An 18,053-nucleotide genomic window follows, 5' to 3' on the forward strand; every position below is an offset into this window, starting at 1 on the left:
GCGAGATCGGCCGGACCGGCCGCGCGGTCGGTGGAGCCGCCGGCGAGCTCCGGCCGCTCCACCGCCGCCGGTTCGGGCAGACGCGCCACGGGCGCGGGCGCTGCCTCCTCGGCGGCCATCCCGTCGAACCGGGCGACCCGGACCTCGCCGGCGGCGGGACGCGCGTCGTCCCGACTCATCGACCCGCTCAGAAGTCGACCGGCGCCGGGAGCGGCTCGTCGGCATCGACCTGGGCGCCGATGCCGAGCTTCTCCTTGATCTTCTTCTCGATCTCGGCGGCGACGTCGGGGTTGTCGCGCATGAACTTGCGGGCGTTCTCCTTGCCCTGCCCGAGCTGGTCGCCCTCGTAGGTGTACCAGGCCCCGGACTTGCGGATGATCGCCTGCTCGACGCCCACGTCGATCAGCGATCCCTCACGGCTGATCCCGACCCCGTAGAGGATGTCGAACTCGGCCTGCTTGAACGGCGGTGCGACCTTGTTCTTGACGACCTTGACGCGGGTGCGGTTGCCGACCATGTCGGAGCCGTCCTTGAGCGTCTCGATCCGTCGGACGTCGAGGCGCACCGAGGAGTAGAACTTGAGCGCCCGGCCACCGGTCGTGGTCTCCGGCGAGCCGAACATGACGCCGATCTTCTCGCGCAGCTGGTTGATGAAGATCGCGGTGGTGCCCGAGTTGCTCAGGGCACCGGTGATCTTGCGCAGCGCCTGGCTCATGAGCCGGGCCTGCAGACCCACGTGGCTGTCGCCCATCTCACCCTCGATCTCCGCTCGCGGCACCAGGGCCGCCACGGAGTCGATGACGATGATGTCGAGCGCACCGGAGCGGATCAGCATGTCGGCGATCTCGAGCGCCTGCTCCCCCGTGTCGGGCTGGGAGACCAGCAGCGCGTCGGTGTCGACGCCGAGCGCCTTGGCGTACTCGGGGTCGAGCGCGTGCTCCGCGTCGATGAAGGCGGCGATACCGCCCGCGGCCTGCGCACTGGCGACGCAGTGCAGCGCCACCGTGGTCTTACCGCTCGACTCCGGGCCGTAGACCTCCACGACGCGGCCGCGGGGCAGGCCACCGACCCCGAGCGCGACGTCGAGCGCGATGGAGCCGGTGGGAATGACGCCGATCGGCGGACGGGTGTCGTCGCCGAGGCGCATCACCGAGCCCTTGCCGTGGTTCTTCTCGATCTGAGCGAGGGCGAGCTGCAGCGCCTTCTCGCGGTCGGGTGCGGTCATCGCCGGTCTCCACCTCGAAGTTTCGGACGTGTTCTGGATCTGGTGCGACGGTAGGGGGAACCACCGACAGTCTGCGGACGACGCCCGCAACTGTGGACGGCCGACCCGCGATGTGGACAACAGCCTAGCGAACAGGTGTTCGATCGTAGCGCTCGACACGCCCACCGGCTATGATCCCGCGCCCAGTGGTCCCCCGACCGGAACGGCCTCTGCCCGCCGCTCACCGAGGCCGGTCGAGGAACTCCAGCACCGCGCGGTTGCACTCCTCCGGCCGCTCCATGTTCAGCATGTGGCCCGCGCCCGCCACGTCCACCCGCTCGGCCCGCCGCAGCCGCCGGTGCGCGTCGGCCACGACGCGGTACAGGTCGGGCAGCTCCAGCTCGCCCAGCACGAGCAGCGTCGGCACCTCGATCTCCTCGAGCCGCTCGGCGGCGTCCCGGAACTGCACCGTCCCGGTCGCGGCGTGGTGCGCGGCCATGGTGCGCTCCGCCGCTGCGCGGCAGGCGTTCCGGACCGCCGCCGGCGTCTGCTCCGGCGTCCGGTACGGCCCGTCGACGGCGATCCGCAGCAACGCGTCGAGGTAGGCCCCGCCGTCGCCTGCGGCGGCCGCCTCCCCCTGGATGCGGTGGTGCTCGCGAACGAACGGGTCGTCGAAGCGCATCGGGTTCAGCCCGGGGCCGGTGAGCACCATCGCCCACAGCCGGTCCGGGTGGGTGACGGCGAAGTCGGCGCTCGTGCCGCCGCCGTAGGACATCCCCACGACGGCCGCCCGCGGCAGCTCGAGGGCGTCGAGCACGGCGAGCAGGTCGTCGTCGGGGCGCGCGGTGCTGGAACGCCTGCAGGCCACGGGGCCGCAACCGGTGCCGAGCATCGCGGCCGCGCTCGCGCTGAGCCGGCAGTTCGTGCAGTGCAGCGTCGACGCCGCAGCCGGGCGCGGTTGGGTGCGCAGCACACCCAACCCGGCACACCGCCGATCGGTGCTGATCGAGCTGACCCCCGACGGCGCCGCCACCATGGCCGCCATCACCGCTCGCGAGCACGCCGTGCTGCGGGACGTGGGCGGCGAGCTCACCGACGCCGACGTCGAGGCATGCCTGCACGTACTGCGGCACCTGCACGCCGCGGTGGCCGACGTCGCGGTCTGAGACCGGCGGTGCCCCGAGCCGACGGTCGTGCTCAGCGCCGCGCGGGCGGCACGTCGTAGGCGTCGCAGACGGCCTTCCAGACCTCGCGCGGGTCGATCCCGTCCGCCAGGGCCTGCTCGACCGTGCGCCCGCCGAGCTCGGAGAACACGTGGTCGTGGGACACGGCGGCGGCGCGGGCGGCGCCGAACTCGCCGTCCATCAGCTCCCGGAACTGGGTGAATCGCATCCCCACCACCGTAACCGGCAGGCTGGCCACCGGTACGCGCGGCAGGAGGACACATGATCGATCTGTTGGGCGCGGTCTGGGCCGCGTTGGCCGGCCCGCCCGCCGAGCTCGACAGGCTCCGGGTCACGGGGCCTGCCGTCACCCTGTCCTCGGCGTTCCCGGTGACGGCCGTCGGCGCGGCGACCGTGGGCGCGAGCCTGCTGGCGGCCACGCTCGGCACCGGCGCCCCCGTCGGCGTCGACACCCGCGGGCTCGCGGTCGCGCTGCGCAGCGAGCGGTACGTGCGCCGCGACGGCCGTCCGGTGGGCCAGCCGTTCGACCCGCTCTCGGCCTTCCACCGCACCGCGGACGGCTGGCTGCGGCTGCACGCCAACTACCCGTGGCACCGTGCGGCGGCGCTGCGGGTGCTGGGCTGCGCCGAGGCCGACGTGCCGGCCGCGATCGCCGGGCGCGGGGCCGTGGAGCTGGAGTCCGCGCTGCACGACGCCGGTGGCGTCGCCGCCGCCGTCCGGGGCGAGGAGGCCTGGCGGGCGGCCGCCGGGCCACCGCCGCCGCTGGTGGAGGTCCGCGACCTGAGCGCCGCGCCGGGCCGGGCCGCCCGGCGGCCCCGCGTGCTCGACCTGACCCGGGTCATCGCCGGACCGGTCGCCACCCGCACGCTGGCGGCGCACGGCGCCGACGTGCTCCGCATCGACGCCCCGGACCGCCCCGAGATCCCCCTGCAGGCCTTCGACACCCTTCCCGGCAAGCGCAGCGCGCTCCTGGACCTGGGTCGTGCCGGACACCGGCTCGGGGACCTGCTGGCCGGCGCGGACGTCGTGGTCACCGGCTACCGCCCGGGCGCGCTGGACCGCTTCGGGCTGGCCCCCGACGAGCTCGCGGACCGGCACCCGGGCCTGGTGCTGGTCACGCTGTCGGCGTGGGGGCACCGCGGCCCGTGGGCGCGGCGCCGCGGGTTCGACAGCCTCGTGCAGGCGGCGAGCGGGATCGCGCTCGCGGAGGGTGACCCGGACCGACCCGGGGCGCTCCCGGCCCAGGTGCTCGACCACGCCACCGGCTACCTCGCCGCCGCCGGGGCCCTGCTCGCGCTGGACGCGCAGCGCCGTGGCGGCGGCACCCCCCACGTGCGGCTGTCGCTCGCCGGCACCGCGGCGTGGCTGCTGGGCCTGCCGCGGACCGCGCGCGTCCCGGTGCCGGAGGCGGACCCCGGTCCCTGGCTGACGGACCTCGGCACCCCGGACGGCCGCCTGACGCTCGCCGCACCGCCGGGCACCGTCGACGGCGCGGCCCTGGCCTGGCCGGCGCCCGCACCCGCCTACGGTGCGGCGGTCCCGCGGTGGGACGTCGACGGTGGCCCGCCGACCGCCCGGTAACTCGTCGATCAAGGCGCTGACGTCGCTCCTGAATCGATCCGGGGCGGCATCAGCGCCTTGATCAGCGAGTTTCCGGCCGCGCCCGCCGAGCCGTGGGCCGGTACCGTCGTCGGCGTGCTGTCGGCCCTCGCCCAGGACCCCACCGGCCTGTCGTCCCCGATCGGCCGGCTCGTCATCCTGGCCGGGCTGGTGGCGGCGCTGGTGCTGCTGCTGCGCTGGTGGTGGCAGAACCGCGGGCGCTGACGGGTACCGGGAAAACCGGACGGCGACGGTCGCCGCCGCGATAGCGTGACCGCGTGCACCTCGCCCAACTCAACATCTCGCTGCCCGTCGCACCGCTGACCTCACCCCGGCTGGCCCGGTTCGTCGCCGCGCTGGAGCCGGTCAACGCGCTGGCCGACGCCGCGCCCGGCTTCGTCTGGCGGCTGCAGACCGAGGACGGCGACGCCACCGCCATCCGCGGCTTCGGCGACGACCGCCTGATCATCAACATGAGCGTCTGGACCTCGATCGAGGCGCTCGGCGACTTCGTCTTCCAGGGGCTGCACCGGGAGATCCTCGCCAGGAGGCGCGAGTGGTTCCCGCGGATGCGCGAGGCGTCGCAGGTGCTGTGGTGGGTGCCGGAGGGTCACCGGCCCACCGTGGCCGAGGCCGAGGTGCGGCTGGACCACCTGCGCGTTCACGGTCCCAGCGCGTTCGCGTTCACGTTCCGCTCGCCGTTCCCCGCCCCGGACGCGGCCGAGGTGCCGCGCAACGACGACTGGTTCTGCCCGGCCTGACGGCTCGGGCTCAGGCGGGACGGGCCGCGCGCACCGCCATGGATCCCGCAGCCAGCAGGTAGGGCACCACGAGCACGACGGCCGCCACCCCGAGCGCGGCGAAGGAGGCACCGGCGACCACCAGGCCCGCGGCGATGCTGCCCACGGCCCCGCTGACGTTCATCGTGACGTCGGCGAGCCCCTGGGCGCGTGGGCGCAGGGCGACCGGCAACGACTCGGTGAGCAGCGTGGAACCGGCGATGAGCCCTGCGGACCAGCCCAGCCCGAGCAGCACGAGCCCCACCCCGAGCAGCGCCGTGGACCGCGGCCCGGCCAGCGCGCACACGGTCGCGGCGGCCGCCAGCAACGCGGCGGCGAGCGCCAGCACGCGCACCCGGCCCGCGCGGTCGGCCAGCCAGCCGAACACGGGGCTGAGGGCGTACATGCCCGCGACGTGCAGGCTGATCACGAGGCCGACGACGTGCAGCGCGGTGCCGCCGTGGTCCATGTGGACGGGTGTCATCGACATCAGCCCGACCATCACGACGTGGCCGAGGACGATCCCGCCCAGGCCCAGCAGTGCCGCCGGGGAGGCGCGCAGGGCGGCCCGCACCTGGGCGCCGGTGACCGCCGCGCCCGCCGTGTCGTCGGTGGCGGACCGGGCGAGCAGCAACGGGTCCGGCCGCAGCCCCACCCAGGTGATCACGGCGGCGAGGACGAACGCGGACGTGCAGAGCAGGAAGGGGCCGGTGGCGGGTTCCAGCCCGAGGCCGTCGGCGACCCCCTGGACGGGCCCGGCGAGGTTGGGGCCTGCGACCGCGCCGACCGTGGTCGCCCACACCACCGTGCCGAGCGCACGGGCCCTGCGCTCCGGTGCGGCGAGGTCGCTGGCCGCGAAGCGGGCCGCGAGCCCGGCGGCCGTGGCGGCGCCCGCCAGCGGCAGCGACGCCAGCAGGCCGGGCGCGCTGCCGGCGGCGACCGCGGCCGCGGCACCGGCCCCGCCGAGCGCGCCCACGCCGTAGCCCAGGGTGAGCGCCGGGCGCCTGCCGAGCCGGGTGGCGACCCGTGCGACGAGCACCGCGGCCACGGCGGTGCCCAGCACGAGCGCCGTGGTGGCGGCCCCGCCGACCGTCTCCGACCCGGACAGCCGCGCGGCGACCAGGGTGTTGACCGCGATCACCGTGGCGGTGCCGACACCGCCGAGCACCTGGGTGACCGCGAGCACCGACAGGACGCGACGCTGGACACCGACCGTGTCGACAGGGTGGAGCACCACCTGATCGTGCCGGTCGAGGCCCGCCGCCCGCCAGGGGTATCGGCGTCAGCTGTGTTCGGCGATGTACTCGTCGGGGTCCTTGTCCTCACCCGACAGGCCGCGGCCGCCCGGGTGCTCGTCCTCGAAGCCCGAGAACTTCGCGCCGAGCTCCTGCCGCAGCTCGACCGACGCCGCGCGCAGGAAGTCCGGGATGTCGTCGCGCTCCTCCTCGGCCAGATGGTGGTCGTTGGCCTCGCGCGCGTCCTGGATGCCCGCCCACCACTCGTCGATGCCGACCTCGGCGGCAGCGGCGCGCCGGATCCCGTCCCGGATCTCGTCGTGGTCGCCGATGGCGTCCTTCGTCTCGTCCTCGCTGTCCTTCACGTGCTGCAGCAGCGCGGGGTAGAAGTGCTCCTCCTCGGCCGAGGCGTGGATCTCGAGGTGCGCCGACAGGCCCTTCCAGAGCTCGGCCGCGGCCCGGGGGTCGCCCCGCAGCGCCTCCAGCTTCGCGAACTGGCTGCGGAAGGTCTCGTGGTCGTCCAGGATCAGTCGGATGACGTCGGGCATGGCGCTCGCTCCTCGCGTCGGCTGCGGCAGTCGGGTGTCGATCACGTTTCCGCTTCCGCACTCCGGCAAACCCCGGCGGCTACCCGCCGAGCAGCCGCGCCGCAGCCGCCCGCGCCACGTCGACCGCGTCGGCCTGCCCACCGGCGGTGACGGCGACGTTGGCGCCCTCGTAGAGCACGTGCAGCTGGGCGCCGAGCGCGTCCGGGTCGGCGGCGCCGGCCTCGCGCGCGAGCTCGCAGAACAGCTGCCGCGTCCACGCCTTGTCCGCACGGATGACCTCCACCGCAGGGTGGTCGGTCCCCCCGACCTCGGCGTAGGCGTTGACGAACGCGCACCCGCGGTACTGCTCGCGCAGCCAGTCCTCCAGCGCGTCGAACGCGCCCAGCACGCGCGCCCGTCCCGGCGGGTGCGGGTCGATGTGGGCCCGGAGGAAGCCGTGCCACTGCTCGGCCCGGCGGCGCAGGTACAGGACGACGAGGGCGTCCTTGGAGCCGAAGCGGTCGTAGAGCGTCTTCTTGGTGGTGCCGGCCGTGTCGGCGATCAGGTCCACGCCGACCGCCCGGATGCCGCGCCGGTAGAACAGGTCGGCCGCCGCGGCGAGCAGCCGCTCCCCCGCCGGCGTCAGCGTCGTCGCTTCCGTGGACATGCGGATCTCCTCCCGTCCACTGTGAGTATACCGACCGGTGTGGTTATCTGTGCGCGTGCGAAGTACACGGAGCGACGCCCTCGGCGCCGCGGCGCTGGTGGTGTTCTGGAGCTCCGGGTTCGTCGGGGCGGAGCTCGGCACCCGGTACGCCGCCGCCGACACGCTGCTGGCGTGGCGCTACGTCGTCGTGGCGGTCCCGCTCGTGGCGCTCGCCGTCGCCTGCCGCACCCGCTACGACGGGCGTGCGCTGGGCCGGCACGGGACCCTCGGCCTGCTGTGCCAGTGCGTCTACCTGAGTGGCGTGTTCGGCGGCGTCGAGCTCGGCGTACCGGCGGGCACCACCGCCCTGATCGCGGCGGCGCAGCCGCTCCTCGTCGCCGCCGTGGCGGGCCCGCTGCTCGGGGAACGGCCGACGGTGCGGCAGTGGTGGGGGCTCGCGATCGGCCTGACCGGGGTCGGTGTGGTGGTGTCGGGCGACATCGGCAGCGGCGGCGCACCCGCGTGGGCGTACCTGCTGCCGGTGGGCGGGGTGCTCGCGCTGTCGGCGGGCACGGTGCTGCAGCGACGGTGGCGACCCGCGGAGACGCTGCTCGCGTCGCTCACCGTCCAGACCACCGTGGCCTGCGTCTTCTTCCTGGCCGCCGCGGCCGCTGCCGGCAGGCTGCAGCCTCCGGCCGGAGCCGGCTTCTGGTGGGCGGTGGCCTGGCTCGTGATCCTGTCCACCGCCGGCGGCTACGGCACCTACCTGCTGATGCTGCGCCGGGTGGGGGCCACCCGGGTCAGCACGCTGCTGTACCTCACCCCGCCGGCCACGATGGTCTGGGCGTGGCTGATGTTCGCCGAGACCCCCGGGCCGCTGGCCGTTCCCGGAGGGCTCGTGTGCGCCCTCGGCGTCGCGCTCGTGCTGGTCGGCCCGCGCCGGCGGAAAACCACCACCGTTCCGGCGGCGGAAGCAGCACGATGACGGCGTGAGCGAGCTTGCGAGATCACCGTTCAGCACCAGCCCCGTCGGACACGGCGGCCACGAGCGTGAGCGAGGAGCGTCCGTGAACGTGATCGCCGTGCCGTTCCACCTCGACGAGCCGCTGCCCGCGTTCGACCCGCCGCTGGCGCCGGGCCGCACCGTCGCCCCCGCACTGCCCGCGGGATCGCCGTGGCAGCGGATGGCCGCCCTCTACGCCGAGGTGGCCGACGCCGTGGCCGCCGACGTCACCGCCGGACGGGTGCCGGTGGTCGTCTCCGGCGACTGCACCACCTCGCTCGGGGTCGTCACCGGCCTGCAGCGGGCCGGAGTGGCGCCGTCGGTCGTGTGGTTCGACGCGCACGGCGACGTCCAGACGCCGGAGACGTCGGCGTCGGGCTACCTCGGCGGGGTGCCGCTGCGGCAGCTCGTCGGCGGCGCCGAGCGCAGCGCCCCCGACCACCTCGGGCTGCGGCCCCTCGCCGAGAGCGACGTCGTGCTCGTCGACGCGCGCGACCTCGACCCGCCGGAGGCGGACTACCTCGCCACGTCGGCGATCCGGCGGTGCGGCGTCGACGAGGTCGCCGCGGCCCTGCCGGACGGGCCGCTGTACCTGCACGTCGACGTCGACGTGGTGGATCCGCAGGACCTGCCGGGGCTGCTCTTCCCGGCTCCCGGCGGGCCGCCGCTGGCGGGGGTCGCGGCGGCTGTGCGAAGCGTGCTGGCGACCGGTTCCGTGGTCGCCGTGGGCCTGGCGTGCACGTGGCAGCCGGGCAGCGGAGCCGCGGGCATCCTCGCCAGGCTCGCCGCGGAGCTCACCGCGGCGCCCGACGCGCCCTGATCCCTCCGCCGCCCGGTTGCAGCAAAGCCACTTTCACGCAACGACGTTGCAGGAAAGTGGCTTTGCTGACCGTCGGTGGGTCCGCTCAGGCCGCCTTCGGGCCGCCCACCACCGGCCGGCCCGCCTGCCACACCTGCCGGATCCGGTCGCGGAACCCGTCGAACTCCCGTGCGTCGCCGTCGACGACCAGCAGGTCGGCCGCCAGCCCCGGCTCGAGGCGACCGGTGCGGTCCTGCAGCCCGCACAGCCGGGCCGCCTCCGCCGTGGACGCCACGAGGACCTGCTCGGGCGTCATGCCGCACTCCTGCATCAGCGGGAGCTCGTCGAGGTTCTGCCCGTGCGGACCGACGCCGCTGTCGGTGCCCATCGCGATCCGCACGCCCGCGGCGGCCGCCCGGCGCACCGACTCGAGGTGCACCGCCGACACCTCCGCGGCCTTGCTGACGACCGCGGGTGGCAGCTGGGCGCCCGCCGACGCGGCCGCGAGCACCGCGCGCGGCGCCACGAGCGTCGGCACGAGCCAGGCCTCCCGCTCCAGCAGCAGGTCGATGGCCTCGTCGTCGAGGTAGATGCCGTGCTCGATGGACCGCACGCCGGCCCGCAGCGCGTTCTTGATGCCCGCTGCGCCCTGCGCGTGCGCCATCACGCCACGGCCCGCTGCCGCCGCCTCGGCCACGACCACGTCGAGCTCGTCGGGGCCGAACTGCGTGTGCCGCGGGTCGTCGCGCGGTGAGAGGACGCCACCGGTCGTGCAGATCTTGATCACGTCGGCGCCCGCGCGCAGCAGCGAGCGCACCACGCGGCGCAGCTCGTCGGGGCCGTCGGCGAGCGCGGCGGGCCGGCCGGGGTGCGGGACGCTCAGCGGCAGCTCCAGGCCGGAGGGGAACCAGCCGTCGGTGTGCCCGCCGGTCTGGCCGATGATGTTCACCGACAGCAGCAGCCGCGGCCCGGCGATGAGCCCGTCGGCGAGCGCCTGCTGGATCCCGAGGTCGGCCCCGCCCGCGTCCCGGGCGGTGGTGATCCCCGCGGCCAGGGTCGCGCGCAGGTTCTCCGCCGCGGCGTAGAACTGGTAGGAGAACGGCCGGGTCAGGCGCTGCATCACGTCGACGCCGGACACCGTCACGTGCACGTGGCAGTCGAACAGGCCCGGCAGGACGGTCGCGCCGGTGACGTCCACGACCACGTCCCCGTCGAGTCCGGGACCGACCTCGACGATCTGTCCGTCGGCCACGACGACGTCCGCGGCGGCGGATGGCGCCCCCGACCCGTCGAAGACCTGTCCCCCGTGCAGCAGTGTGCGGATGGTCATCACCGCATCGTGGCGGATCGGCGCCCGCCCGGAACTGTCGGTACCCCGGCGCATCATGGACGGCGTGACGGCGCTCGACGGTTTCTCCCCCGCCACCCGCGACTGGTTCCGCGGGGCCTTCGCCGCGCCCACCGCCACCCAGGAAGGGGCGTGGACGGCAGCCCAGGCCGGCCGGCACGCCCTGGTCGTCGCCCCCACCGGGTCGGGCAAGACGCTCGCCGCCTTCCTGTGGGCGCTCGACCGGCTCGCCGCGTGCCCCCCGCCCGCGGAGGCCGGACACCGGTGCCGGGTGCTGTACGTGTCCCCGCTCAAGGCGCTCGCCGTCGACGTCCAGCGCAACCTCCGGTCACCGCTCGCGGGCATCCGGCAGGCGGCGCAGCGGCTTGGCCTGCCGGTCCCGGAGATCACCGTCGGCATGCGCACCGGCGACACGCCCGCCGACGAGCGCCGCCGGTTCGCCCGCACCCCGCCCGACGTGCTCGTCACCACGCCGGAGTCGCTGTTCCTGCTGCTCACCTCCGCGGCCCGGGAGTCGCTGCGCGGGGTGCAGACCGTGATCGTCGACGAGGTGCACGCCGTCGCGGGCACCAAGCGGGGCGCCCACCTCGCGCTGTCGCTGGAGCGGCTCGACGAGCTGCTCGAGCGCCCGGCCCAGCGCGTCGGGCTCTCGGCCACCGTGCGGCCGATCGACGAGGTGTCCACGTTCCTGGCCGGGGCGCGGCCCGTGGAGGTCGTGCAGCCGCCGATCCCGAAGACGATCGAGGTGGCCGTCGAGGTACCGGTGCCCGATCTCGCCGCGCTCGACGAGCGGCCGCCCCCGGGCAGCACCGACGAGGAGGTCATCGGGTCCGCGGCGGGCACCGCGGAGCGGCCGTCGATCTGGCCCGCCGTCGAGCGGCGGCTGCTGGGGCTCGTCCGCGAGCACCGCTCCACCATCGTGTTCTCCAACTCCCGCCGGCTCGCCGAACGGCTCACGTCGCGGCTCAACGAGCTGGCCGCCGAGGAGGCCGACGAGGCCGTCGACCTCGACGCCTTTCCCGCCGAGGCGATCGGGCAGAGCGGCATCGGCGGTGGGGCGGCCGCCACCGTCGCCAAGGCGCACCACGGGTCGATGTCGCGCGAGCAGCGCACGCTGGTGGAGGAGGAGCTCAAGACCGGGGTGCTGCCCTGCGTCGTCGCCACGTCCAGCCTGGAGCTGGGCATCGACATGGGCGCGGTCGACCTCGTCGTGCAGGTGGAGGCGCCACCCAGCGTGGCGTCCGGGCTGCAACGGGTCGGGCGGGCGGGCCACCAGGTGGGAGCGGTGTCACGCGGTGTGGTGTTCCCGAAGTACCGCGGTGACCTCGTGTCCTGCGCGGTCGTCGCCGAACGCATGACCGCCGGGGCGATCGAGTCGCTGCGCTACCCGCGCAACCCGCTCGACGTGCTCGCCCAGCAGATCGTGGCCATGGTCGCGCTGGAGCCCTGGTCGCTCGCCGACCTCGCGCGGGTCGTCCGGCGGGCGGCGCCGTTCGCCGCGCTGCCCGAGTCGGCGCTGCACTCGGTGCTCGACATGCTGGCCGGGCGCTACCCGTCGGAGGAGTTCGGCGAGCTGCGCGCGCGGATCACGTGGGACCGCATCACCGACGAGCTGCAGGGCCGCCCCGGCGCGCAGCGGCTCGCGGTCACGTCCGGGGGCACCATCCCCGACCGGGGCCTGTTCACGGTGACGACGCCGGGCGGGGCCGACGGCGCAGGCTCACGGGTCGGCGAGCTGGACGAGGAGATGGTCTACGAGTCGCGGGTGGGCGACACGTTCCTGCTCGGCACGTCCAGCTGGAGGGTCGAGGACATCACCCACGACCGCGTGATCGTCACTCCGGCCCCGGGCCAGCCCGCCCGGATGCCGTTCTGGAAGGGCGAGTCGATCGGACGCCCGCTCGAGCTGGGGCGCGCGGTGGGGGCGTTCGTCCGGGAGATGGCGGGCCTGCCCGACGAGGCCGCCCGCGCCCGCGCCGCCGCGGCGGGCCTCGACGAATGGGCCACCGACAACCTGCTCGCCTACCTTCACGAGCAACGCGACACCACCCGCCACGTCCCGAGCGACCGCACGATCCTCGTGGAGCGGTTCCGCGACGAGCTCGGCGACTGGCGGCTGGTGGTGCACTCGCCGTTCGGGGCCAAGGTCAACGGGCCGTGGGCCCTCGCGATCGCGGCGCGGATGCGCGAGCGGCGCGGGGTGGAGGTGCACGCGTCCGGCGCCGACGACGGCATCGTGCTGCGGCTGCCCGCTGTAGGTGATTTCCATGGCGTCGACGAGTCCGGCGCCGAGATCGTGCCCACCGCCGAGGACGTCCTGCTCGACCCGTCGGAGGTGGAGCAGATCGTCGTCGCCGAGCTCGGGGGCTCGTCGCTGTACGCGTCGCGGTTCCGGGAGTGCGCGGCGCGGTCGCTGTTGCTGCCGCGTCGCGACCCGAGGCGGCGCAGCCCGCTGTGGCAGCAGCGGCAGCGAGCGTCGCAGCTGCTCTCCGTGGCCGGGCGCTACGAGCAGTTCCCCGTCACGCTCGAGGCGATGCGCGAGTGCGTGCAGGACGTCTACGACCTGCCCGGGCTGCGCGAGTTGATGGCCGACGTGCGGGCGCGCAAGGTGCGGGTGGTGGAGGTGGCCACCCCCGCGCCGTCGCCGTTCGCGCGGAGCCTGCTGTTCGGCTACGTCGGGATGTTCCTCTACGAGTCCGACGCGCCGCTCGCCGAGCGCCGCGCGGCCGCGCTGTCGCTCGACTCCACGCTGCTGGCCGAGCTGCTGGGGTCGGAGGCGATCCGGGAGCTGCTCGACCCCGAGGTGCTGGCCGAGGTCGAGGCGTCGCTGCAGCGGCTGCCGGCGGAGCGGCACGCCCGCGACGCCGAGGGCGCGGCCGACCTGCTGCGGTTCGTCGGCGACCTCACCACCGCCGAGGCCGCGGCGCGCGGCGTACGGGAGGCGTGGCTCGCCGAGCTGGAGGCCGCCCGCCGCGTGATCCGCGTGCGCATCGCCGGGGAGGAACGCCGGCTCGCGATCGAGGACGCCGGCCGGGTGCGCGACGCGCTCGGCGCGGCGCTGCCCGTCGGGGTGCCCGAGACGTTCACCGAGCCGGTGGCCGACCCCCTGGGCGATCTCGTGCTGCGCTACGCCCGCACGCACGGGCCGTTCCCCGCCGCGGAGTGCGCGGCCCGGTTCGGGCTCGGCGTGGCCGTGGTGGCGGGCGTGCTCGACCGGCTCGTCGGCTCCGGCCGGCTCGTGCGCGGCGAGCTCCGACCCGGCGCCGACGGCACCGAGTACTGCGACGCCGAGGTGCTGCGACGGCTGCGGCGGGGGTCGCTGGCGCGGCTGCGGGCCGAGGTCGAGCCGGTGGAGCAGCGGGCACTCGGGCGGTTCCTCCCGGTGTGGCAGGGGGTGCAGGGCGCCGCCGAGGGCCGCCGGGGGCGCATGCGGCGCGCGCCCGGGGCCGAGGAAGTCCTCGGCGTCGTCGAGCAGCTGGCCGGGGCGCCGCTGCCGGCGAGCGCGCTGGAGTCGCTGATCCTGCCCGCCCGGCTGCCCGGCTACACCCCGGCCCTGCTCGACGAGCTCACGGCGGCGGGCGAGGTCACCTGGACCGGCTGCGGAGCGCTGGCCGGCACCGACGGCTGGCTCGCCGTGGCGCCTGCCGACGTGGCCGACCTGTTGCTGCCCGAGATCGAACCCGACGTGGCGGCCACCCCGCTGCACCACGCGGTGCTCGCTGCGCTGGGCCTGCCCGACCTCGACGCCGCACCGATCGGCGGCGGCGCGCTGTTCTTCCGGGAGCTCGCCGACCGCGCCGCGCGGGCGCTGGTCGACGCCGGGGAGCCCGCGCCCGCCGACGACGCCGTGGTCGCCGCGATCTGGGACCTCGTCTGGGCGGGGCTGCTCACCAACGACACGCTCGCTCCCCTGCGGGCCCGGCTCGGCGGATCGGCGGGCGGGCGCAGCGCCGCGCACCGCACCCGGCGCTCGGCCCCCCGCGGCCGGTACGCCCAGCTGCGGGCCGGCCGCCCGGCGATGCCCAGCCGCAGCGGGCCGCCATCGGTGGGCGGGAGGTGGGCCCTGGCCGTCGCGCGCGAACCCGACCCCACGCGCCGGGCACACGCGCGCGCCGAGGCGTTCCTGGAGCGCCACGGCGTGCTCACCCGGAGAGCCCTGGGCACCGAGCGGGTCAGCGGTGGCTTCGCGGCCGTGTACCGGGTGCTGCGGGCCATGGAGGACTCCGGTCGCGCACGCCGCGGCTACGTCGTGGAGGGGCTGGGCGCGGCGCAGTTCGCGGTGCCCGGCGCCATCGACCGGCTGCGGGCGCTGTCGCGGCCCGATGGCGCGCCGCTCGGCGGCTCGGCCGGCGAACGCGGATTCGACGAACCCGGCGGGCGCGGCGACGCCGCCCCATCACGCGTGGTGCTCGCCGCCGCCGACCCCGCACAACCGTACGGGGCAGCGCTGCCGTGGCCCGACACCGTCGGCGACACGAAACACCGGCCGGGCCGCAAGGCGGGCGCGCTGGTGGTGCTCGTCGAGGGCGCTCCCGCGCTGTACGTGGAGCGGGGTGGGCGGTCGCTGCTGTCGTTCACCACCGACCGCGAGGAGCTCGCCACTGCGGCGCAGGCGCTGGCCGGGGCCGTGCACGAGGGCTGGCTGGGCTCGCTCGCGGTCGAGCGCGCCGACGGCGTCGGGTCCCTGCGGTCGGAGCTGGCCGACGTGCTCACCGAGGCCGGGTTCCGGGTCACTCCCAAGGGCCTGCGGCTGCGGGCGTGACGGGCGGAGCAATGTGATCGACACCACGTTCCGGCGGGCGGCCTCAACCCCGCGGTCTCCCCGGGCGTTCCCCTCGGTGACCCGGCGACCGGAGGAACCCGATGACCACCTCGCCCGCGCACGTCGGTTCCCATCGGGCCGCGCACATACGCGGTGTGCCGGCACGGTGCCGACCCTGACCCGCCCGCGGCCGACGAGACGGGCGGGGCGGCGGGTTCCACCGGCGGGTGTCCTGCCAGGGTCCTCTCCGATGGCGCGGGAGCCACCACCAGGGCTGCACCCGGGACGGTCGAGCGCAGGGCGGCGTTCGGGCCGCAGGGCGCGGTTGATGGGCTCCGGGCCGGCGCCGGCCACAGGCGGCGACGTCGCCGGCGCCCGTCGCGCGAGGACGTGGCCGACGCCGTCGAACTCAGGGCGGACGTCGCCGACCTGGGGGCAGGCGCCGTCGAGCTGGGCCGGTCGGCCTCCGGCAGTGGCTGCGCAAACTGGTCCGGCTGCAACGGCGGCCGCGGAGGGGGAGGTCGTGGCTGCGACGGACCGTGCGACTTCTCGCTGGTCCTGCGGGTCTCCCCGCTGCTGGCCGCCGCAGCAGTGGTGGTGCCCCCGGTCGGCGGCACCGGGCTCGTGCGGGCGCTGATCCTCGCCTACCGGCGATGGCTCACGGCGTTCACGCCGCGTTGCCCGTCCACGCCGAGCTGCAGCGCCTACGCGCTCGCCGCCGTCGAGACGCTCGGTGCGCGCCGGGGGCTCTCGGCCGCGGCGGAACGGGTACGCCACTGCGGTCGCGACTGACCCGAGCGGTCCGGACCGGAGCTCAGGTACCGGACGGGTCGGGCTCCTCGGGCAGCGGGCCGCTCGGCTCCGTCATGCCCGGCGCCGTCGGCCGGTCGTCGCCGCGCTCGGTGCGGATCTCGTCCTCCGCGAGCGCCGGTGCCCCCTCCTGCTCGGACGCCGTGCCCTCCAGCCCGCCACCTGCCACCCGGTCGTCAGGACGTTCCTGCACGTCACCACCTCCTACATTGCCGAGTTCCGCTCAGCGCCGATGTTCGCTCCGCACGCTCCGCTCAGCGCCGATGCACGCTCCGCACGCTCCGCTCATCCGCCCATGCTCGTCACCGCCGAGTCCAGCCGCGCCGCGAGCTGGTCGAGCGCCTCGCCCGACGGCGCCCTGCCGCCACTCTCCTCGAGCAGGTCGGCACGCGAGGCCACGACGAGGCCCTGCTGCTCGCCCGCGGACCCGGACACCACTCGCGCCTCCCCCGCCTCCACGACGAGTTGCGGGTCGGGCAGGTCCGAGTCGAACAGCTGGGTGAGGTGCTCCGCCGCGATGGTCACGCACCCGGGGTAACCGCGAGAGGGGCGATGTACTCGCGCGATCCTCAGGCGTCCGGCGGGAAACAGGCGCGACCGAAGGTGTCGGCGTAGACGATCTCCGCCACCGGAGCCCGGGTGAGCGTCGTGGGAAAGGGCCGTTCCGGGTAGCCGATCGCGATGTGCGCGGCGGTGATCATGTCGTCCGGGATCGCGAGCAGCTCGCGCACCTGCGGTTCCACCGTGCACAGCAACGTGGTCATCGCCGAGGCGACGCCCTCGCCGCGCAGCGCGAGGCAGAGGTTCTGCACCGTCGGGTAGATCGAGCCGCCACCGACCACGCTGAGCCTGCCGAGCCCGGTGTCGGTCGGGTACAACGCGGCCAGCTCGGCACACGCCACGACGATCGCCGGTACCTCGGCGAGGTGCTCGGCGAAGTGGTCCGCGTCGCGCACCGACCGCGGGAGCCGCTCGTAGTCGATCCGGCCCCCGCTGCGCCGACCCAGATAGGCCTTCCACAGCGGGAGGTAGAGGTCGGCGAGGGCCTGCCTGCGGTCGGGGTCCCGGACGACCACCCAGCGCACGGGCTGCCGGTTGCCGCCCTGCGGCGCGAAGCGGGCGGCGTCGACCGCCCGGTGCAGCACCTCGTCGGGAACCGGGTCGGGCCGGAAGTAGCGGCAGGTTCCGGTCGTACGCATGGCCTCGGTCAGTTCCATCGGCACCCTTCCGGTTCGGCGGCCTGCCGAGGCTAACGGGCCTCCGGACGGTCGTCGGGTCGGCGGGCGCGGGATCCCGACGCGTGGCGGATGACCCCCGCGCCGGTCGACGGGCACGATCAAGGAGATCACCCGACGCCGTGGAGGATGTTGTGACCTACGCCTTCGACCCCGAGCTCGCCGCCGCGCTGGCCGTGATGCCGTCGATCGACCTCACCGACCTGCCCACGGCACGGACGATGCTGTCCGAGGCGATCGCCGCGCTGCACACGCCCGACACCACGGGCGTGCAGGTGCGTGACGAGCTGGTCCCCGGCCCCGACGGCGACGTCCGGCTCCGCGTGTACACCCCGGACCGGCCCATCGCCCCCGCCTCTGTCTACAGCGTCCACGGCGGCGGGTTCATCGTGGGCGACCTCGACGGCGACCACGCCCGCAACCTGGTGATGGCGCGGGAGCTCGGGGTCGTCGTCGTGTCGGTGGACTACCGGCTGGCGCCGGAACACCCGTACCCGGCGCCGCTCGAGGACTGCTACGCGGGGCTCGTCTGGACGGCCTTCACCGACACCCCACTGTGGAACCGGTCCAACGCGATCATCAGCTGGGACGCCTACCTGGGTCCGGGCAGGCGCGGCACGCCCGACGTCCCGATGTACGCGGCACCGGCACGGGCCACCGACCTCACCGGCCTCCCGCCGGCCTACGTCAGCGCGATGCAGTTCGACCCGCTGCGCGACGAGGACATCGCCTACGCCCAGGCCCTGCTGCTCGCGGGAGTGCCGGTGGAGCTGCACGTGTTCCCCGGGACGTTCCACGGCTCCGCGCTGGTGGAACAGGCCTGGGTCAGCCGCCGCGAGTCGGCCGAGGCGATCACCGTCCTCCGCCGGGCCCTGGATCTGTAGCGAGCCGGCGGACGACCCACACGACTGCGCACCGGAGA

General features: G+C 75.4%; 19 protein-coding genes. 9 read left to right on the forward strand and 10 right to left on the reverse strand.

Features of this window, described 5'->3' with window-relative positions:
- Positions 1-187: 187 nt before the first annotated feature.
- Positions 188-1,225, reverse strand: coding sequence for a recombinase RecA (gene recA, locus KME75_RS11220; protein ID WP_219414540.1), 1,038 nt, complete (start codon positions 1,223-1,225; stop codon positions 188-190).
- A gap of 220 nt (positions 1,226-1,445) precedes the next feature.
- On the reverse strand, positions 1,446-2,096 hold the full coding sequence (locus tag KME75_RS11225; RefSeq protein WP_219414541.1) for an alpha/beta fold hydrolase: 651 nt from the start codon (positions 2,094-2,096) through the stop codon (positions 1,446-1,448).
- On the opposite strand from KME75_RS11225, the gene KME75_RS11230 reads away from it, so the two are divergent.
- Positions 2,086-2,370, forward strand: a complete 285-nt coding sequence (locus KME75_RS11230) for a MarR family winged helix-turn-helix transcriptional regulator (protein WP_219414542.1) — start codon at positions 2,086-2,088, stop codon at positions 2,368-2,370. The two genes, KME75_RS11225 and KME75_RS11230, sit on opposite strands and share 11 nt — an antisense overlap.
- Positions 2,371-2,401: 31 nt before the next feature.
- On the opposite strand, the gene KME75_RS11235 is transcribed toward KME75_RS11230, so the two are convergent.
- Positions 2,402-2,596, reverse strand: a complete 195-nt coding sequence (locus KME75_RS11235; RefSeq protein ID WP_219414543.1) for a DUF3046 domain-containing protein — start codon at positions 2,594-2,596, stop codon at positions 2,402-2,404.
- A gap of 53 nt (positions 2,597-2,649) precedes the next feature.
- On the opposite strand from KME75_RS11235, the gene KME75_RS11240 reads away from it, so the two are divergent.
- The 3 genes from KME75_RS11240 to KME75_RS11250 are packed head-to-tail and all read left to right on the forward strand — an operon-like array spanning position 2,650 to position 4,748.
- Positions 2,650-3,969: a CoA transferase gene (locus tag KME75_RS11240; protein ID WP_219414544.1), complete on the forward strand. Its 1,320-nt coding sequence runs from the start codon at positions 2,650-2,652 to the stop codon at positions 3,967-3,969.
- Positions 3,970-4,026: 57 nt separating this feature from the next.
- Positions 4,027-4,212 carry a hypothetical protein gene (locus tag KME75_RS11245; RefSeq protein ID WP_219414590.1) on the forward strand — a complete coding sequence of 62 codons (186 nt, stop codon included), beginning with the start codon at positions 4,027-4,029 and terminating at the stop codon, positions 4,210-4,212.
- 53 nt (positions 4,213-4,265) lie between these two features.
- Positions 4,266-4,748: a DUF3291 domain-containing protein gene (locus KME75_RS11250; RefSeq protein ID WP_219414545.1), complete on the forward strand. Its 483-nt coding sequence runs from the start codon at positions 4,266-4,268 to the stop codon at positions 4,746-4,748.
- Positions 4,749-4,758: 10 nt separating this feature from the next.
- Here the strand turns inward: KME75_RS11250 and KME75_RS11255 are convergent, their stop codons facing one another.
- The 3 genes from KME75_RS11255 to KME75_RS11265 all read right to left on the reverse strand — a co-directional run bounded on the left by KME75_RS11255 (position 4,759) and on the right by KME75_RS11265 (position 7,195).
- Positions 4,759-6,000, reverse strand: coding sequence for an MFS transporter (locus tag KME75_RS11255; protein WP_219414546.1), 1,242 nt, complete (start codon positions 5,998-6,000; stop codon positions 4,759-4,761).
- A 48-nt stretch (positions 6,001-6,048) separates the two neighbouring features.
- Positions 6,049-6,549: a hemerythrin domain-containing protein gene (locus KME75_RS11260; RefSeq protein WP_219414547.1), complete on the reverse strand. Its 501-nt coding sequence runs from the start codon at positions 6,547-6,549 to the stop codon at positions 6,049-6,051.
- A gap of 79 nt (positions 6,550-6,628) precedes the next feature.
- Entirely contained in the window at positions 6,629-7,195 is a 567-nt protein-coding gene (locus tag KME75_RS11265) for a TetR/AcrR family transcriptional regulator (protein WP_219414548.1), read from the reverse strand.
- Positions 7,196-7,250: 55 nt separating this feature from the next.
- On the opposite strand from KME75_RS11265, the gene KME75_RS11270 reads away from it, so the two are divergent.
- Positions 7,251-8,159 (forward strand): DMT family transporter, encoded by a 909-nt coding sequence (locus KME75_RS11270; protein ID WP_219414549.1) that lies wholly within the window; start codon positions 7,251-7,253, stop codon positions 8,157-8,159.
- An 82-nt stretch (positions 8,160-8,241) separates the two neighbouring features.
- A complete protein-coding gene (locus KME75_RS11275; protein WP_219414550.1) occupies positions 8,242-8,997 on the forward strand; it encodes an arginase family protein in 756 nt (251 codons plus the stop codon).
- Positions 8,998-9,082: 85 nt separating this feature from the next.
- Here the strand turns inward: KME75_RS11275 and KME75_RS11280 are convergent, their stop codons facing one another.
- The gene (locus tag KME75_RS11280; RefSeq protein ID WP_219414551.1) at positions 9,083-10,306 is read right to left on the reverse strand and encodes a metal-dependent hydrolase family protein; all 1,224 of its coding nucleotides are present in this window, start codon (positions 10,304-10,306) and stop codon (positions 9,083-9,085) included.
- A gap of 55 nt (positions 10,307-10,361) precedes the next feature.
- Between KME75_RS11280 and KME75_RS11285 the strand changes: the two genes are divergently transcribed.
- Positions 10,362-15,086, forward strand: coding sequence for an ATP-dependent helicase (locus KME75_RS11285; RefSeq protein WP_219414584.1), 4,725 nt, complete (start codon positions 10,362-10,364; stop codon positions 15,084-15,086).
- Between the two features lie 390 nt (positions 15,087-15,476).
- Entirely contained in the window at positions 15,477-15,878 is a 402-nt protein-coding gene (gene yidD / locus KME75_RS45795; RefSeq protein WP_219414552.1) for a membrane protein insertion efficiency factor YidD, read from the forward strand.
- A 22-nt stretch (positions 15,879-15,900) separates the two neighbouring features.
- Here the strand turns inward: yidD and KME75_RS11295 are convergent, their stop codons facing one another.
- From KME75_RS11295 to KME75_RS11305, 3 genes are all read right to left on the reverse strand, one after another.
- The gene (locus tag KME75_RS11295) at positions 15,901-16,089 is read right to left on the reverse strand and encodes a hypothetical protein (protein WP_219414553.1); all 189 of its coding nucleotides are present in this window, start codon (positions 16,087-16,089) and stop codon (positions 15,901-15,903) included.
- Positions 16,090-16,181: 92 nt separating this feature from the next.
- On the reverse strand, positions 16,182-16,421 hold the full coding sequence (locus KME75_RS11300) for a hypothetical protein (protein WP_219414554.1): 240 nt from the start codon (positions 16,419-16,421) through the stop codon (positions 16,182-16,184).
- A gap of 44 nt (positions 16,422-16,465) precedes the next feature.
- Positions 16,466-17,113, reverse strand: a complete 648-nt coding sequence (locus KME75_RS11305; RefSeq protein WP_219414555.1) for a nitroreductase family protein — start codon at positions 17,111-17,113, stop codon at positions 16,466-16,468.
- A gap of 140 nt (positions 17,114-17,253) precedes the next feature.
- Here KME75_RS11305 and KME75_RS11310 point away from each other — a divergent pair, with 140 nt between their 5' ends.
- Complete coding sequence (locus tag KME75_RS11310) at positions 17,254-18,015, forward strand: alpha/beta hydrolase fold domain-containing protein (RefSeq protein WP_308282696.1); 762 nt, start codon at positions 17,254-17,256, stop codon at positions 18,013-18,015.
- The last annotated feature ends 38 nt before the right edge of the window (positions 18,016-18,053 follow it).

It is taken from the genome of Pseudonocardia nigra, from assembly GCF_019396355.1.
Taxonomy (GTDB): Bacteria; Actinomycetota; Actinomycetes; order Mycobacteriales; family Pseudonocardiaceae; genus Pseudonocardia; species Pseudonocardia nigra.

Bases quoted from the DNA above. Each gene is read 5' to 3' on its own strand.
- recA (WP_219414540.1), bottom strand. From the start codon at position 1,225: ATGACCGCACCCGACCGCGAGAAGGCGCTGCAGCTCGCCCTCGCTCAG.
- KME75_RS11225 (WP_219414541.1), bottom strand. From the start codon at position 2,096: ATGCTCGGCACCGGTTGCGGCCCCGTGGCCTGCAGGCGTTCCAGCACC.
- KME75_RS11235 (WP_219414543.1), bottom strand. From the start codon at position 2,596: ATGCGATTCACCCAGTTCCGGGAGCTGATGGACGGCGAGTTCGGCGCC.
- KME75_RS11240 (WP_219414544.1), top strand. From the start codon at position 2,650: ATGATCGATCTGTTGGGCGCGGTCTGGGCCGCGTTGGCCGGCCCGCCC.
- KME75_RS11260 (WP_219414547.1), bottom strand. From the start codon at position 6,549: ATGCCCGACGTCATCCGACTGATCCTGGACGACCACGAGACCTTCCGC.
- KME75_RS11265 (WP_219414548.1), bottom strand. From the start codon at position 7,195: ATGTCCACGGAAGCGACGACGCTGACGCCGGCGGGGGAGCGGCTGCTC.
- KME75_RS11280 (WP_219414551.1), bottom strand. From the start codon at position 10,306: ATGACCATCCGCACACTGCTGCACGGGGGACAGGTCTTCGACGGGTCG.
- KME75_RS11285 (WP_219414584.1), top strand. From the start codon at position 10,362: ATGGACGGCGTGACGGCGCTCGACGGTTTCTCCCCCGCCACCCGCGAC.
- KME75_RS11305 (WP_219414555.1), bottom strand. From the start codon at position 17,113: ATGGAACTGACCGAGGCCATGCGTACGACCGGAACCTGCCGCTACTTC.